13 protein-coding genes and 1 tRNA gene are annotated in these 15,772 nt (G+C 43.1%); 12 read left to right on the plus strand and 2 right to left on the minus strand.

The window, feature by feature from the left end; genetic code table 11:
* Positions 1–78 precede the first annotated feature (78 nt).
* On the minus strand, positions 79–1,170 hold the full coding sequence (locus V7K48_RS03565) for a hypothetical protein (RefSeq protein ID WP_335069665.1): 1,092 nt from the start codon (positions 1,168–1,170) through the stop codon (positions 79–81).
* A 636-nt stretch (positions 1,171–1,806) separates the two neighbouring features.
* Between V7K48_RS03565 and V7K48_RS03570 the strand changes: the two genes are divergently transcribed.
* The 5 genes from V7K48_RS03570 (at position 1,807) to V7K48_RS03590 (ending at position 6,148) form a co-directional block, all read left to right on the plus strand.
* Positions 1,807–2,682: an MBL fold metallo-hydrolase gene (locus V7K48_RS03570; protein WP_335069667.1), complete on the plus strand. Its 876-nt coding sequence runs from the start codon at positions 1,807–1,809 to the stop codon at positions 2,680–2,682.
* Positions 2,683–2,884: 202 nt separating this feature from the next.
* On the plus strand, positions 2,885–3,958 hold the full coding sequence (gene dhaK / locus V7K48_RS03575; RefSeq protein ID WP_335069669.1) for a dihydroxyacetone kinase subunit DhaK: 1,074 nt from the start codon (positions 2,885–2,887) through the stop codon (positions 3,956–3,958).
* 16 nt (positions 3,959–3,974) lie between these two features.
* A complete protein-coding gene (gene dhaL / locus V7K48_RS03580; RefSeq protein WP_335069671.1) occupies positions 3,975–4,613 on the plus strand; it encodes a dihydroxyacetone kinase subunit DhaL in 639 nt (212 codons plus the stop codon).
* A gap of 698 nt (positions 4,614–5,311) precedes the next feature.
* A complete protein-coding gene (locus V7K48_RS03585) occupies positions 5,312–5,806 on the plus strand; it encodes a hypothetical protein (RefSeq protein WP_335069673.1) in 495 nt (164 codons plus the stop codon).
* A 9-nt stretch (positions 5,807–5,815) separates the two neighbouring features.
* On the plus strand, positions 5,816–6,148 hold the full coding sequence (locus V7K48_RS03590) for a hypothetical protein (RefSeq protein WP_335069675.1): 333 nt from the start codon (positions 5,816–5,818) through the stop codon (positions 6,146–6,148).
* Positions 6,149–6,787: 639 nt separating this feature from the next.
* Here the strand turns inward: V7K48_RS03590 and V7K48_RS03595 are convergent.
* Positions 6,788–9,082, minus strand: a complete 2,295-nt coding sequence (locus tag V7K48_RS03595; protein WP_335069677.1) for an IMS domain-containing protein — start codon at positions 9,080–9,082, stop codon at positions 6,788–6,790.
* Positions 9,083–9,940: 858 nt separating this feature from the next.
* Between V7K48_RS03595 and pdhA the strand changes: the two genes are divergently transcribed.
* From pdhA to V7K48_RS03630, 7 genes are all read left to right on the plus strand, one after another.
* Positions 9,941–10,975: a pyruvate dehydrogenase (acetyl-transferring) E1 component subunit alpha gene (gene pdhA, locus V7K48_RS03600; RefSeq protein ID WP_334978671.1), complete on the plus strand. Its 1,035-nt coding sequence runs from the start codon at positions 9,941–9,943 to the stop codon at positions 10,973–10,975.
* A gap of 86 nt (positions 10,976–11,061) precedes the next feature.
* On the plus strand, positions 11,062–11,931 hold the full coding sequence (locus tag V7K48_RS03605) for an aldose epimerase family protein (protein WP_335069679.1): 870 nt from the start codon (positions 11,062–11,064) through the stop codon (positions 11,929–11,931).
* 62 nt (positions 11,932–11,993) lie between these two features.
* Positions 11,994–12,065 (plus strand) — tRNA-Lys (locus V7K48_RS03610).
* A 29-nt stretch (positions 12,066–12,094) separates the two neighbouring features.
* The gene (locus V7K48_RS03615; RefSeq protein WP_335069681.1) at positions 12,095–12,223 is read left to right on the plus strand and encodes a hypothetical protein; all 129 of its coding nucleotides are present in this window, start codon (positions 12,095–12,097) and stop codon (positions 12,221–12,223) included.
* A gap of 104 nt (positions 12,224–12,327) precedes the next feature.
* Complete coding sequence (locus V7K48_RS03620) at positions 12,328–13,167, plus strand: RNA polymerase sigma factor (protein WP_335069683.1); 840 nt, start codon at positions 12,328–12,330, stop codon at positions 13,165–13,167.
* The gene (locus tag V7K48_RS03625; protein ID WP_335069685.1) at positions 13,107–14,753 is read left to right on the plus strand and encodes a tetratricopeptide repeat protein; all 1,647 of its coding nucleotides are present in this window, start codon (positions 13,107–13,109) and stop codon (positions 14,751–14,753) included. Before V7K48_RS03620 ends, V7K48_RS03625 begins: the two co-directional genes overlap by 61 nt.
* 110 nt (positions 14,754–14,863) lie before the next feature.
* Entirely contained in the window at positions 14,864–15,427 is a 564-nt protein-coding gene (locus tag V7K48_RS03630; RefSeq protein WP_335069687.1) for a hypothetical protein, read from the plus strand.
* Positions 15,428–15,772 lie beyond the last annotated feature (345 nt).

Below are 15,772 nucleotides of genomic sequence, written 5' to 3' on the forward strand. Positions count from 1 at the left end.
CGAAAGCGCCTAAATCCTTGGGCTGAGTCAAAATATATTTGATCCGGCTGGCTGGGCATTTTATTATTTGGAAGTGCCTTACCGCGCTATCACCATCGACTGTGGACCTCGTGCAACCGTGATCGAGAAGTCAGTCTTCACGAGCTCTGTACGCTTGGGGTCAGCGAAATCACCTGTCAGTCTCCAGAAATCGACTGATCCGTTCGGCTTTGAGCGGTCAAAATGTGCAAAACACAGCACGGCCAGAAAGCGACTCGTGTTGTCAAAGACAGCGGACTCAGGTAACATGCCGTCGAAGGGAAACTCTCCCACGCGATCAATGCTCCCAGTCTGCGGGTCCAGCCGGAGCAGAGAGACCGAGGAGAAGAAGCCTTGCTTGGGGTCATCCAATGGTTGCGCGCTGCGTTCCAGATTTGTTGTAGCGATCCAGTGCTGATTGGGGCTTATGGCCAAACCCTCTGGCATCACGCCAGTGTCTGCCCTCGAAACGAGAAGATGGTGCGGGATACCATCTGCTGCTGTGCTTTGTTCAAGCCGAATACTGGAAACTGTTCCACGAATATCAGTACCGAGCAGCATTGCGTTTACGATGGCAAACCGACCATCAGGGGTAAAACGCACAAGGAAAGGAGCGATGTCGAGGTTGACGGGATCGCCCCAGCTTGAGAGCGCTACAGCCTTTGAAGTCGCGTCTACCTGAACTAAGGACAGCCTCGGATGCTCGCTGTAGACCAACCCAAGGACATTTTTCTTTGGATGGAACTCCGCACTCACAAGGGCATCACCAGTCTCAGTACCAGGAATGCTTGGAAGGAAAGGCTCGGACAGTCTCCCTTGTTGAAGACGATACATGGCCAGAAGTGGCTGCTTCCGCTGAGGCGTTTTCTTGAAGACGACAGCTACGAGTGTGCCGTCTGCGTTGACCGACACAGAGAGGGGACTATCGAACCCCTCAATCTTCTGAACCACTTTGGGTTGATCCAGGTCGGAAAGATCGACGACCGTGATTGTGCGCCCAAGAGGAAGGTCACTCAGCTTGGCATCTGGCAGTTTGCTGGGACGTGGGCCTTGCGTTTCGATCACAATGGCGTACCTGCCATCCGGTGTGAGGGCAACCGAAGAAGGGGGACCGATCACTGAGTTTGTGACCTCCACCGTAGTGGGTTTCATATTAGCAGGGGACCGAGCAAGCCGTATTACCGAGAGCTTGTCGGGACCGGACATGGAACCGAGTTTCCCGTCGATATACGCGGAAGGGAGCATGTCCGTGTCCGAAGCCACAACGAGGTATCGACCTTGGAAGTCGAAAGCCGGCACAGCGATCTGGTTCTGAGCGCTTATTTGGGAATTGGGAATGCTCAGAAGTCCTGCACCCAGTAAGCACAACGAAAGGTAGGGTAAACGCATCTTAATGAGAGACAAAATTAGGACTTACGCACTGAAGCTCAAAACCTAGATCCCCCCTAGCCCCCCTTTTTAAGGGGGGAACTTCTAAAGCCCCCTTTTTAAGGGGGTTGGAGGATCTGAGTACGTAAGTTCTGAGAATGTGATAATAACGGCAGAGTCGACAAAGTATAGCTTTCGGGATTTAGGCTAATTTTTGTTTCTTGTATAATATAGCAATTCCAAATTCAAAAGTTTAGGAGGAGTCAGTCGCTAGAGAGAGTACTGAGTCCTTAAGTATGAAGTCAATTAAATGCTGCCAACAGACTTCTAGTAGCGTCTCCAGTCTTAGTCCGCTTCTGCTAGCGTAGTAATATAGAGTTTATCGCTCCCCGGTAAGCGGCTGGAAGCAAAAGGATTAATATGGCTCATTTAAATCAACGTCGCTCCCAAAATGTCAACGGCGATTTTTATGTAGATACTACCTGTATTGATTGTGATACCTGTCGCTGGATGACTCCTGAAGTGTTTTCTCGTGTTGATGAACAGTCGGCGGTTTATCATCAACCAATGAATGATGCAGAAAGATTAGCAGCACTTGAAGCACTTTTGGCATGTCCTACTAGTTCTATTGCCACACTTGAAAAACCAAAAGATATCAAAGTTGCTCAACAACAGTTTCCAATATTAGTAGCGGAAAATGTTTACCACTGCGGCTATCATTCTGAAAAATCTTACGGTGCTGCTAGCTATTTAATTCAACTTGCAGAAGGTAACATTTTGGTGGATTCTCCACGCTTTACGCCGCCTTTAGTTAAGCGTTTAGAAGAGATGGGTGGAATTCGTTATATGTACCTAACTCATAAGGATGATGTGGCAGATCATCAAAAGTTTGCCGAGCATTTCCAGTGCGATCGCATCCTTCATACTGATGATATTACTGCGGGTACTCGCAATGTGGAAATACAGCTAAGTGGTTTTGAACCATTTACTTTGACTCCAGATTTATTAATTATTCCAGTTCCCGGTCATACCAAAGGACAAACTGTTCTACTCTACAAAAATAAGTTTCTGTTCACCGGCGATCATCTCGCTTGGTCAGAAAGCTTGCACCAACTGGCTGCATTCCACGGTGCCTGCTGGTATTCTTGGTCAGAACAGACTAAATCAATGCGTAACTTGGCTAATTACTCTTTTGAGTGGGTGCTACCAGGTCATGGGCGAAGGTTTCATGCTGATAGGGAAACCATGCACCAGCAGATGCACAAGTGTATTGAGTTGATGGAATCTTTAAATTGACATTAAATAACTGACAATTTACGTCATGTAGAAAAACCCACGAAAAATCTAATCCCCTAACCCCCTTCCCGATGCGGGAAGGGGGAAAATTCAAAGTCTCTCTCCTTTTAGGAGAGATTTTAAACAGAGGTCAAACTGTATTGCATAGAAACGAGAAGCACTATAACCTGAGTTTTAGCACCCTTTTAAGCAAACACGGATTATGAAAAAGCTGATCAACAAGCCGGAAGACTTTGTGCGGGAAAGTCTAGAAGGTATGGCGGCGGCTCATTCCGATTTAATTAAATTGAACTATGATCCCGTTTTTGTCTATCGAGCCAATGCACCTATACAGGGTAAAGTAGCAATTATTTCTGGTGGCGGCAGTGGACATGAACCAATGCACGCTGGCTTCGTGGGCAAAGGAATGCTTGATGCAGCTTGTCCTGGTGAGGTTTTTACTTCACCTACTCCTGACCAAATGCTAGAAGCAGCCAAACGGGTAGATGCAGGCTCTGGTATCCTTTATATCGTCAAGAATTACAGCGGCGATGTGATGAACTTTGAGATGGCAACGGAGTTAGCCCGTGGTGAGGGCATTCGAGTCTTAAATATTTTGATTGATGACGATGTAGCAGTGAAGGATAGCCTCTATACCCAAGGACGCCGGGGTGTGGGAACAACAATACTGGCGGAAAAAATTTGTGGTGCAGCGGCTGAGGTAGGGTATGATTTGCCACAAATAGCAAATTTATGTCGCCAAGTAAATCTGAATGGGCGGAGTATGGGAATTGCTCTAACATCTTGTACAGTCCCCGCTAATGGAACACCGACATTTGAATTAGGCGATCGCGAAATTGAATTAGGCATCGGTATCCACGGTGAGCCAGGAATAGAACGCACAGCTATCAAATCAGTAGATGAAATTACCGAAATTTTAACGCGATCGCTCCTTGAAGATGCAGCATACAGCCGCACACTGCGTGAGTGGGATGAAGATAAAGGAGAATGGGTAGATGTAGAACTAATAAATCTCCCATTTGCAAAAGGTGATCGCCTGTTAGCTTTTGTCAATAGTATGGGTGGAACCCCAATTTCTGAACTGTATATTGTTTACCGCAAACTCGCCCAAATCTGCGAACAGCAAGGATTGCAAATTGTGCGAAACTTGATTGGGCCTTATATTACATCTTTAGAAATGCAAGGTTGCTCCATTACCCTGCTGAAATTAGATGATGAGATGATCCGGTTATGGGATGCACCAGTAAAAACACCAAGTTGGCGCTGGGGAATTTAACTAATTACGAGTTATTATGGTAAGTCAGTCCCAGATATTACAATGGTTGCAGGCTTATGCAATCAAGATAGAGCAGAATAAAGCATATTTAACAGAATTAGATGCTGCGATCGGAGATGCAGACCACGGGATCAATATGGATCGGGGCTTCAAAAAGGTAAGCGTTCAGTTACCAACTTTTGCAGATAAGGACATCAGCAACATTCTCAAAACTGTGAGTATGACGTTGATTTCTTCTATTGGCGGTGCAAGTGGCCCTCTTTATGGCACTTGGTTTTTACGAGCCAGTACAGCAATAGTAGATAAGCAAGAATTAACAGCACAAGATGTGTTAGAGCTACTCCAAGCAGGTTTAGACGGCGTGCTGCAACGTGGCAAAGCGCAGCTAGGAGACAAAACGATGGTGGATGTGCTATCTCCGGCTGTAGACGCTTTTAGACAAGCTGTAGGAGAAAGTAAAGGAACGCTAGAAGCTTTGCAACAGGCTGTAGCAGCAGCCCAAAGAGGGTTGCAAGAAACTATACCGATGCAGGCGAGAAAGGGACGGGCTAGCTACCTGGGAGAACGGAGTATTGGACATCCAGATCCAGGAGGGACTTCTGCTTATTTGATGTTGAAGAGTTTGTTAGCGGTGTTAGAAAGTTCTGGGGAATAACGCTGGCTGTATCAAAGGGATAAATGGCTTACTACAAACGTTTCCACAAGCTAGTCTGAGTATTTATTTTAGGCGATCGCGGCTATCTTTATGAAGACTCTCTAAGATAACCAGACGATGTTATACATTTCAACAAGACCAACAAACTAAATGTATCGTTAATGCTCGGCTTAATCTTTAAATTAAACTCTTTCGTTACCATTTACTTTAGATGAACTTCATAAAGTTTGCTTTAGTAATTCAGTAGATGCTATTTTAATAGTTTAGTAAATATTAGGTTATCACATCCTCAAAAGGATCATACATTTATCTTAATGCTTTCTGATTAGCTGTAGCGCCTAACACAGCACTGAATAGTTTTGCCTCCTTGAAAAATTTAATTTATGCATCTACTATCTATTTGTGAATCCTCAAACAAAGAAGATTTATATAAAGCTTTTAGAGAAAGTGATTGCCCTACTTACCTTTCAGGGTTTTTTCTGTTCATTCTTTTATTCAGAATACCCGGAAAGTGACAGAAGAGGGATAAGATAATATTAATGTTGCTACCTTGGTGAGATGAAGCAAAGGACAAAAATATTTCTGAAAAATCTGTATTTGATAACAAATCATCATTCTTTTTCAGGACAATGGCATTAAGCCATGCGTCAATAAATTTGATAGTGTATGAAAACCTGGAAATAGAGAGGGTATTTCACATGACATCTTTTGAATCAAATGATAGTAACGGCATTGAAGTTCAGGGTATAAGTCTACAAATCTGGCGTACAGAATTTTTAGTATTACCCATTCCAAAAAGAGAGTCTAATGCCAATACTCCTGTAGAGCTTCATATTAATATTAGCAACAAAATGCTAACTCACTTTTGCTTTAACCGCTCTGGTACTTTAATTCCCCAGATTATCGGGTCAAATGGTCAAATTTTACAAATGCAAGAACAGAAAAATAGGAGACAAATTAATAAATATAATGATTATTTAGTTCAGCCAGGAGAGTATATTTTTACATTATTATATGCAAAACTATCTTGGAAAAATAAAAAGTTACAATTTCAACTTCCTGATTTACCTACTGAAACTGGTAATTATTGGACTGTAAATGATATCCAATTAGGAACTTATCAACTACGGTTCATATATCGCACCAATATAAAGTCAGCAATAGGGATAGAGACAGTTCGATTAAATACTTAATACATAACTTTGCGTTTAATTGAACCTGTCGCAACTAATAATTCAGTTGAAGTTGATAGTATCCGTTTTGAAACCCTAGTACCGAAACAGGTATTTACTATTCCCAAAAAACAACCCGATGCCAGAACATTTGTAAGGTTTGGGTTACAAGTTACTAACTTGTCATCAACCCCCTATCGCTTTAAATTTTATGGCTTAATACCAGAAGTGCAAAGCATTAATGGGCAATTGTTCAGTCCAATGTATAACAGAAACGCAACAAGAAGAACTGAAGAATCTCATTTCCTATTGGCTATGCAAGGAGAGGATTTGACATACTTTGTTGATGGAGAAATCTATTAGAATCGCGACAAGCTTGTAATGAGAGGATTTGACAATATTGGAGGTGTTTGGTTTTATCAAAATCTCAAACCAGAAAGCTACCGAGTTCGTTTTACCTATCGAGGTGTAACCCCATCTACATTAGCTAGATTGTTCCATAAGGTCGTGGTAGAAAATCTTTGGACAGGTATAGTACTTACGCCATCTATTGACTTTAGCTTGATCAGGGGTTTTCACTCAACTAAAACTGCAATATCAGGGTAATGATTTACCAAAAGTTTGGCGGAATGGACACTACTATAACTGGCAGAATCATTTTGCTGTTTACCAAAGTGCTGATGGTCATAAAACCCCGATTTATTCAGGATGGAAGTCAGGTAAGGAACGTGGATTAACTAAAATGCAAAATTTCATCCTGTCTCTAGCTTCCCTCTGCTTTATAAGGAGAGGGATTGAGGATGAGGTAAGCCAGGGACATAAATTGTATGTTATTTAATTCTTATTCCTAAGCTGAGAATTGAGGTGGGTGGGTATCAGTTTCAAAGTCAGAGCGATTGAAAAAGAATTCTGGAATGAAAATCACTCTTTTTAGAAGATTGGAACCACCCACTTCGTACTAGGCGAGCTTATCGTCAATATCGCCTAAAAATTCCAACTTATCTAATTGACAACAGATGTACTCTGGATGCGCCATTTACCTCGTTCTCGAATCAAATCATACCGAACTCGCAAATTCTCGTTAGAAGAGTTTTGAAACTGACCATTTTCATATAACTGCGTCACTTCCTTAACCGTAGCTTTCACTGCGGCACGATCTGCAAATAAATCAATTTTCTCTACAGATTCCACCTTCAGACTATGGTCGTACTTGCGGTAGCGGTTGTCTGACCTATCCTGTTGAGCAATCAGCCGCCATTGAGACAAAGCTGAACCAGTTAAAATCTGCTCTAAATTATTAATCTCATGATTCGGCCCTAAAGCTTCAGCTTTGGTAGATAGCCAAGTCCGAATGACTTCCTCTGCCGTTGCATCTGTTAAAGGGCCTTCTAGTGATTGTAGTTTACTGTTTGGATCAGGAATAGATATTGGTGGTTGATTTATTTGTATAAATAACTGTGAACCACGCCCAGATGGTGTAGGAAAAAACAGATTTTTTAACCATGCAAAAGTCGTTGTGACTAACACCCAGAAAACTAATATACTCACCAAAGAAATAAACACCCTCCACACGAGCCGTGTTTTCCCTTCTATGGTGTTAGCAAAAGTTCGCCGCCGCCGGGGACGACGAGAATGAGGACGATTATCTGGTAAACGCTCTCGGCTAGCAGATGGAGTAGGTTTTCTCCGCCGACGCTTTTGGTTCTGACCGGGTGCAGCAGTCTTAGCTGAACTGTTTAAATGCTGATTAGTGTTTCTGCTCATCCGTTCAGCAGCAGGAACCTCTGATTTTACACTTCCAGATGAATTCCACATGGGTGGTGAGAAGTTTGAATATTCGGGTGTTTCTTTTGTTGGTGTTTCTGGCAAATCTAGGTCAGGTGTTCTACTGTGATTAAATTGCCTTGAAGTCCTAGTTGAATTGTTGGGAAAAGGGGGATTATTTGTCTGGGGCTGGGGAAAATACTGGGGGTTAATTACAGCCCATTCATTAGTTGTTTCTGCATCCGTTGGTAGTGCTTCTAAATAAGCTTGCACCTGTTGGTTAGCAAAGTAATCTTTTAAGAAAGCTTGCTGGTTTGCTAAATCTCGAAAATGGGGAAATACTTCGTGTTGCAACCACTGTTCTGCATATAGACACAGCCCCGGTAATAAATCTGGAGAGTCTTGAGATTTTTCCCGAATAAAAGCTAAAGCTTCGTACTCCTGACTAAGTTCTAAAACACGAGTTGCTTCTTGGGTTTGTCCCAAAAGTAATGCACATAGCGACTGTTCTAAATGTACATCTTGGCGTTTGCCCAGGCGCATAAGCATTTGCCTTGCTTGACGAATTAAAGCAGGTTGACGTTGAGCAAATCCCCGTGCTATCAAGGCATAAACAGCTAAGTAAGTGGCAACAGCAGAAGGACGTTTGCTTTGGGCTTCAAATAACTTGTGCTGCTCTGCGACTGTTAAGTGGTTGCGTAACTGCTGGATAAATCGCAGAAAGTCATCTATATTTAAACCAGATTCATCATTGCTCGTGCCATCAATACCACCACGATCTTCTAAGAGATTTTGCAATAATTCCAAGCCTTGGCGTCGTTCGGCAGTCTTTTCTTGAGGTAGTGCTAGCAACTCCAAAATTCGATATGGTCGCAATTTGTAAAGATCCGCTTGCATTTCCGCTTGTACACTGGAGAACAACCCTTCGCGTGCAAGCAGTTCTTGACCAGTTTCTAGGGATATGGCAGCATTTTCATAGTGACCTTGCTGCCACTGTTCGCGACCTAATTCTAGACAGGCAAGGGCAACAGTGAGAACAACATCTGGATGTTCAGCACTTTCGTGTATTTCTTCGTCTGCTAAATTATTGCCTTTTCTTGCACTTGTAACACCATTTTTATTTACCAAGTACGGACGACCTAGTTTCAGTACAAGTTCGTATTCCCCCAACTCTTGCAAAATTAATAAAGCGCCAACTAATTCATCTTGGGTAATTTCGATGCCCAGACTTTGGGTGTCACTACCCCTTTTGGTACTTTCTGTGCGATTTTCCAGTGCTACTGCGGCAGCAGCAAGGTTATCAGGGTCATAGGCGTGGGCAAGATAAAGCTGATCGTAGGTACTGCGTTCTTTTGGATCTGATAAAACCACGTAAGCTTCTTCTATGAGTTGTTTACGAGAAGAAATTGCTGCCTGAGAATACTCACGTCGTGGCAATTGTACAATGCGATCGCTGTATGCCTGCCGCAATTGTTCATCACTTGCCGCCAACGGTAGTCCTAAAATTCGGTAGTAATCTAGCGGAATTCGCACAGCCTACTTCCCCTGCACCGTGATCAATATAATTCACCTAGAGCGTTCCAGGCCTGTAAAACCGTGCCATAAAAATGCCATGTAGAATTTACTCTACAAGTGTATATTGCAACAACTTGTTTTGTACCTTCCCGAAATTTTGAGTCACATTCTAGTACTAATTTTTTGCTTTCGCCTAGAAAGCCTCAATTGTTTGTCTTAATTCTTAGTATTTTTGTTTAACACGACTATTATCAGCCTTCGATACCACAAACCACAACTACCGTTTTTAATTACGGCATAAATGTTGTGGTTGCAAGAATCTATTGATGATTGATTTTTTTGGGACTTCCCAGTAGGCGGTAACAAAAATACCACTATTGGGAGTTGACCCTGATAACAGGAGAAAAAATCATATCATAATTAACCTTTAATTACAATTACCTATTTGGGTATAGAGACTTTTGCCTGCTTTTTTTTAAATTGTTAATAGATAAGCAGAAAGCAGTCTATCTTGATTGCTAGTCTATGAAGGGGAATAGTGAGAGAGAAAAAACCCAAAACGGCAGATATTGTCGTTAGAGTCAAATCCTCACGGGGCATGGGCTGAAAAGTTAATAAATCTGTCTTGGAAAGTTGAGCCACTGTGTTGGACGGGTCTGTTGGCTGAAAGCAAGTAGCGTCTGATCTAAGCAAGCCTTAGCTCATACTTTCCGCAAAATTAAAAATTCAGCTATTCCCTAAGACGCTTTTTTGGTGCATAAATAAAGTTTGATTGTTGAGTCTTGTAAACGCTAGCCTGTTAAAAGCTGAGGTGTTATCAGACCAACTTATTTAAGACCGTAACTTTAAGTTGTACAACAGGGATACTCAAAAATAATGGTTCAAGAGCGTACTTTACCCACATTTAATCCTGCTACTACGCACATTACTAAGGAAGAAGGGCTACGGTTGTATGAGGACATGGTATTAGGGCGCTTGTTTGAAGACAAGTGCGCTGAAATGTACTACAGGGGCAAAATGTTTGGTTTTGTCCATTTGTACAACGGTCAAGAAGCCGTTTGCAGTGGTGTTGTGCAGTCAATGCGACCGGGTGAAGATTTCGTTTGTAGTACCTACCGCGACCACGTTCATGCTCTGAGTGCGGGAGTACCAGCAAAAGAGGTAATGGCAGAATTATTTGGTAAAGCCACAGGTTGCAGCAAAGGGCGCGGTGGTTCCATGCACATGTTTTCTGCTGAACATCGCTTGCTGGGTGGCTATGCTTTTGTGGCTGAGGGAATTCCTGTGGCAGCTGGAGCGGCTTTTCAAAGCAAATACCGCCGCGAAGTGCTGGGGGATCAAAATGCTGACCAAGTGACAGCTTGCTTTTTTGGCGACGGTGCAGCTAACAACGGTCAGTTTTTCGAGACGCTAAATATGGCAGCCCTATGGAAACTGCCAATTCTTTTTGTAGTCGAAAATAATAAGTGGGCCATTGGGATGTCTCACGAGCGAGCCACTTCCCAGCCAGAGATTTATAAAAAAGCCAGTGTATTTAACATGGTGGGCGTGGAAGTAGATGGCATGGATGTACTAGCAGTCCGAGCCGTGGCCCAAGAAGCTGTAGCCCGTGCCCGTGCAGGTGAAGGCCCAACATTAATTGAGGCACTTACCTACCGCTTCCGGGGTCACTCCTTGGCAGATCCTGATGAAATGCGAAGCAAAGCGGAGAAAGAATTTTGGTTCGCCCGTGATCCAATTAAGAAGTTGGCAGCTTATTTGCTGGAGCAAAACCTGGCGGATGAGGAAGAAATCAAAGCCATTGACCGTAAAATTCAGGATGTAATCGACGAGGCAGTTAAATTCGCCGAAAGCAGCCCTGAACCAGACCCCAGCGAGTTATATCGTTTCGTTTTTGCAGAAGACGAGTAACAGAGTAGGAGTTAGGAGTTATGAATTTTTAACTCCTAACTCACAACTCCTAACTGCTAACTATCCCTAAACTTAGGACTAAATTTGTGTTTACCATTGCAGTTCAACAGCAACAATACAAAACTTACATCCTTTCAGATCAAACCGCTGGTTCTCAACTAGAAGTTGTGCCAGAACGTGGTGGGATCATCACTCGTTGGCGTATACAGGGGCAAGAAATTTTCTACTTAGATACTGAACGCTTTGCTAATCCTGATTTGAGCGTCAGAGGTGGGAATCCTATTTTGTTTCCCATCTGCGGCAATATACCGGATAATACTTATAGCCACAATGGGCAGCAATATACTCTAAAACAACACGGCTTTGCCCGTGAGCTACCGTGGGAAGTAACTGACCAAGTAACTCAAGATAAAGCTGGCCTCACCCTTGTCCTTAATAGTAATGAGCAAACACGGGCTGTTTATCCTTTTGACTTTCAAGTGGTATTCACTTACGAACTCCAAGGCAATACTTTAGAAATTCGCCAGCAGTATAAAAATCTTTCATCCACATCACTGCCTTTTTCTACAGGTTTCCATCCTTATTTTCTAACGGTTGATAAAACTGGGTTAGAGTTTGAAATTCCTTCCCAAAAGTATCAAGACCAGATAACCAAAGAAATTCACCCCTTCAATGGTAATTTTGATTTTAGCTGCGATGAAATTGACGTTGCCTTTAAGCAGCTAACTAGTCAATCCGCTGCTGTGACAGACAACAGCCGCAAGTTAAAACTGACTTTGAATTATGGCAATGAATATCCAATTTTGGTGTTTTGGACGCTCAAAGGCAAAGATTTCTACTGTTTAGAACCGTGGAGCGCTCCCCGTAACTCCTTGAACACTGGTGAATATCTGACTGTGTTAGAGCCAGGAAGCAGCTACACAGCATCTGTGCGGTTAACGGCGAATTTTTTCTAAAGTCCTTTACAAATCTATAAATTTCTATGCTATGATGGCAAAGTTGCGAAAAACAAATTAACGGGTCGCTAACTCAACGGTAGAGTACTCGGCTTTTAACCGATTAGTTCCGGGTTCGAATCCCGGGCGACCCATATTCAAGGAAAAAATACTTGCTAAGTCTTTGAGGATAAAAGTCGAGGTTAGCTCTATAGCTATCAATAAAATTGTGAATGCGATCGCTCTGGGAAATAAAAAATTTTCGGATGAGCGATCGCTTTTTGCTGAAGATCAAAGAAAGATTACAGATTAAAGGAAATTAACTAAGTTGTCAGCCTATTTCCGTGATTTTACGGTTACTTAAGTGCGGGGTGAAGGTGAATAACTGAATTTGAGCTTTTCAACTGGAAGTAACAGATGCAGGTGAATTTTGAGCAAAAAGCTTTTATTTCCTTAGCAGGTCTGGAAACTAAGAACTTACTGGCAAAGCAAATACGATTACAGGGTTTGTCTGGGAGCGATTATACTTACTTTTGGCAGTTATGGGAGCAGTATCGAGATTATCTTTACAGTCGCTGTTTACAGTGGATGGGAGGTAATCGTCATGATGCCGAAGACTTGTTCAGTCTGGCAATGCTCAAAGCCTGGAATCAATGGCCAGACTATGCCCATAAAATCACCAAGCCCAGGGCTTGGTTGAGCCGACTCATCCACAACCTTTGCATGGATCTGCATCGAGAACGCAAGCGAGAGGCACAAAGGATCAAAAACGTTGAGGACATTCAATTTAGAAATCATGCAGTAGTTACTTTCAAACTTGAATCTCCTGAGTCAGAGATGTTTGTTGATGAACTGAGGGCATACCTCCGCTACAGAATTGAGTCCTTACCCACGAGACTGCGTGAACCTTTTATCCTTCGCTACTGCCAAGAAAAGTCTTACAGAGACATTGCCAAGCAACTCGCCCTCTGTGAAGACAACGTTTACAAACGGGTTCAACAGGCGCGAACTATTCTGCAAAAGCAGTTAAGCAAATATCTAACCGGGGAAGATGACACTCGCCTAGATTCCCTCCCATCCCGATTCAAATGGGTGGTTCCGATGGTGGAATCTAAACCTGATCAAAGGGTGATATCTGACTGGAAAGCGCCGATCACAACAAGCATCGAAGAAATTAATTACAAAGTAACCGTTACATGTCTGGAAAGCTTGCAACATACTTGGTACAGTTCCCCCAGCCTTCTGGAGTGGAGATGAATGTTCATCTGGTTTTAGACGAAAAGCCAACTAGGCAAGATCAGAAGTTAAAAACATTAAGTAAGTACATCCAGAAGTATCCTCAAGGATGGAAAAAACGATTAGAATTGGCTGATTTGCTGTACGGAATGGGAAGCTGGGAGCAGGCGATCGCAGAGTATCACCAAGTTATTGAGCGATCGCCTCAATTGATGAATGTGCGGCTGCAACTGGGAAAAATCTTGCAGATGATGAAACGAGAGGCAGAGGCTATAGAGCTATATGGGAGTGCCTTAACATTATCCTGTAATCAAGGGACTCAGCACCATATAAACGGATTAATTGCTGTCTGTAAAGGTGAAAGTCAAAAAGCAATCATCGCTTTTGATTCTGCGGCTGATTTAGAACCTGACAAAATAGTTCACTGGCTGGCATTGGGACAGGTGCAGAAGGGGAGAGAAAATCCGATTGGGGCTTTACAAGCCTTTTCACGGGTTTTGTCACTCAACCCAGATGATATTGTGGCCTTAATTCACAGCTATGACATGCTGATGGTAGTGGGAGACTTTCAGGAAGCTAGACAGAGGTTAAGTAAAGCGATCGCTTTAGCTCCTGATGATTTCCGGGTACTCGAACGACAGTTAGATCAGCGTTGCGGAATGGGATTGGTATCTGGTGAAGAGGGGAAGCAGACTAAAAAGCTAATTGGTTCTGTGCTGGGACAGGCTCCTCACGCGGCTGAAGCTTACAAATCACTGGCGTATTATCACATTTACCGAGGGGATTGGGCACAAGGGGTAGGGGTGTTAGCAGAGTTTACAGAGCAACACCCCAATCATCCTAGCGGTTGGTTTTACTATGGGCAGTGCTTGTTCCACACGGGCGAAAATCAGGCGGCAGTTGAGATGATGCTCAAAGCTTATGGTTTGTATCCCGACGATTGTGAAATTTATCGGGCGTTGTGTAAGATTTTGCCTGTTGAACCTCACTCCCTACCCTTCTCTGATCAGGGGAGGGGAGTAAGAAAAGAAGGGGGTAATGTAAACCTAACTTTGATAGTGGGAGAAATGCTGAAGCGGTTTCCAGAACGCTGGAGTGTTTGGGCGACGACGGGACGAGTGCTGGTAGAAAGTTTGAAAGAGATTGAGCGGGGGTGTAGTGTTTCTGTGCAAGGAACTCAACTCCAGCCACACTTACCTGATGCTTGGTTTTGTCATGGGCGGGTGTTGGCTTTGGCGCTTAAACACCATGAAGCTGTGGAGGCGCTACAGCAAGGATGGCAGTTATTACCAAAAGCGGGGGGTTTTCTGCAATCTGTACCTGCTGCGGTGTGGCTAGGAGAGAGTTATCAGGTACTGGGAGATCATGCGGCGAGTCGGAAGTGGTGGCAAGAGGCTTGTTTGCAAGCTAAAGAACTGATGACGTTTAACCCAGCCACTGCTGATTACTGGCAGGGGAGAGCGTTAGAGAGGTTGGAGGATACTTTGGGAGCTATGGAGGCTTATCGGAATGCTTTGAATTTGCAGTTGTTGTATCCTCCTCGGAGAGAAGTTGAGGGGGCTGTGAAACGGTTGCAAGCTATGGTACGAAAAAGTTCTCGTGCTTGAGGTTGGTTTTATCAGTTTTTGATCTGAAAAAAACGCCTCTAACTCGAAAAATTCCAAAACTGATGACTGAGATCGTCTTAAAAGTGTACAAAATTGAGGAGATTAACTCCATGAAATCTTTAACCAGGATTTTTGTTGCTTTCTTGTTGGCTGTAGGCATTACCTTTGGTGGTTTTCATAGTAATGCTCATGCTGCGGTACCCCTACCCATACCCAACGTTAATGTTGATGTAAATACCACTTTCGACCAAATAGTAAACGGTGTCAGATTTGACCGAAAATATACTGTTCTGGTGGCTAACAAAACTGGAAAGACTCTTCAGCGTGTAGGCGCTTACAATGACTCATCAAACTGGCCTCTGGGTGATATTGAGCCAAATACCGCAGTTGGACAACAATTTGACGGTATTCCTACTACTAATAGTTTTTCTTTTGCATCTAACTATAGAGTTGAACCCGGTAAAAATGTTCAATTAGTAGCCACATTTCCTACAATAGGGAGAAGAAAAATTGGACTCGGAGCCATAAATCAAGACGGAAACGGTCCAGCAGAAAAAGTTTGGGATAAGACCAGCGATTCAGCAGATAAAGCAGTCAAGAATCCTCCTTTAGAAGGTCGTGCTTCTATCCAACAAAAAGACGGATCAATCGTCTGGTTTTATGAAGTGAAATAACCATATTTATAGCTTTTAGTGCAATCGCTTGATCTTGGAGATTACCAAGAAATAAATTATCCAATCTTGTCGGGTGCGTTATGAAGAAAGCTAACGCACCTTCTTAATTGTCTATGTGATGTCTGAATATCTAAAAAGAGCGATCGCTTATCTTACCCAAGGAAGTGCGATCGCTTCTGTTTTGGGTTAGGGAATACTTTAGGGGCGATAAAGGCTGATTAAAGTGCCTTTAGTCAGCAGTTGTTTTATCCGGCTGACGGGGAAGTTAAGGAAGCTTTGATACGGTTGCAAGCGATGGTGCAGAAGGGTTCTGGTTCTTGAGTTGGTTTTATCAGATGGATTTAT

The sequence above is a fragment of the Nostoc sp. genome (genome assembly GCF_036919615.1).
Taxonomy (GTDB): Bacteria; Cyanobacteriota; Cyanobacteriia; order Cyanobacteriales; family Nostocaceae; genus Nostoc.